Below are 1,465 nucleotides of genomic sequence, written 5' to 3'. Positions count from 1 at the left end.
TGTTTTGTCTTTCAACATAGGTACTTACCGTGTTAGATTCTTTCAAATAATTTTTATTTCCAATAGCTATGTTTATAGTTGAACTATTGTCGTACTTATACGTTGATCCATTTTCCTCGATAGGAATTTGCTCCAAATTTTTATTAACACTAACTTGGATTTCAATTCGATACGTTGTATAGTAAAAATTTTTATCCTTCAAAAAGAATTCATTGGCTGAAAAACTATACTCGTTCCCTATATTGCTAATAGAGAATTTATCAGTTACATCTTGATCGTTGCCGTTAAAAATTTTTACATTTTCAACGTTCAGTTTCTCATCAACATTATCTTTGATAGTAAATGAATCATAGTAAAACTCACTGTACTCATCAGGTACACTTTGATAAATGTCATACTTAAATGATTCGTTCATATTATATAGATTGTTTCGTTCATGTTCGTTAAACTCATCTTTGTCAGATACGGTTTTGGTTGGTGCATCAGGAGCTGTTCGAGCAGGTTTTTTAGCTGTAAATCCTAAAAATTCACCTGCACCCAAAGTCCCTGATGGATTTTGATTTGAATAATCTTTCCCCCATTTAAAACGGATTGAGGATACATTAGAAAATAGCGTTGTATACATTGCAAAGTCATCGTCATCATTGGATTTTTCATCAGTTGGAGCATAAAAAGTTGTTCCAAAAGAGTCGTTATTAGAGTAATTCATCCAATTGTTGGCAGAAACATAAACAGCCGCAATACTATTAACAGTATTTGACTCAAAGGTCATAAATTGTAGCTGATCTATATCGTACCAAGTCATATAAGTATGTTTTAACTCGACTGTTTGACCATCGGAATATTCAAATTGCCAAGTTTGATCAACCCAATTGAACTTTTGAGTAGCTGTTCCAATACTGTTTTTCCTATATTTAATGTAGCCATTTTCTGTAGAGAACTGAGACCAATCATTAATGGTAATTTTCAAATTGATCGTTCTTCCTTCATATATCCCAACATTTTTATAAAGTATCCCGATATTTCCTTTCTGAGTTTCACATTCGGCTGCTACGAAGCCATACTCAGTACTCGAAACAGACTGCCACCCTTCTCCAATTGGCTCAACTGAAGTTTTCCCATCAATAAACTTAATTACAAAGGAACCTGGAATCTCAGTGTCATCATCTGGAATAACTGTATTTTGGTAATTTAGAATTGACTCACCGGCAAATGATACTCTCGTATTTTTAGAAACATTTGTATCCTTCAGTTGCGTAACTGGCACTTTATTCTCAAGAATACTCTCTTGACTTTCAGCTGTATTTTTTGCTGATTCATTACTAACAGAACTCTTCTTCTCTACCTTATTGTCTAAAGCTTCTGATTTCGATGTACTGCTTTCTGAAATACCAGAAGTTTCGGAATGACTTGTTTCTTGAGCATTTGCAATAACTAATGGGATAAAAATCATTAGTGTCAAAAA

General features: G+C 33.3%; 1 protein-coding gene. It reads right to left on the bottom strand.

What is annotated here, in order from left to right:
- Positions 1–1,465, bottom strand: a 1,465-nt coding sequence (locus A5875_RS15340; protein ID WP_176244694.1) for an isopeptide-forming domain-containing fimbrial protein, incomplete at both ends; no start/stop codon positions are given.

The organism is Enterococcus sp. 3H8_DIV0648 (assembly GCF_002140655.1).
In the GTDB taxonomy this organism is placed as follows: domain Bacteria; phylum Bacillota; class Bacilli; order Lactobacillales; family Enterococcaceae; genus Enterococcus_A; species Enterococcus_A hulanensis.
The sequence above is the reverse complement of the archived record's forward strand: the minus strand, read 5'-3'. Positions and strand labels throughout refer to the sequence as shown.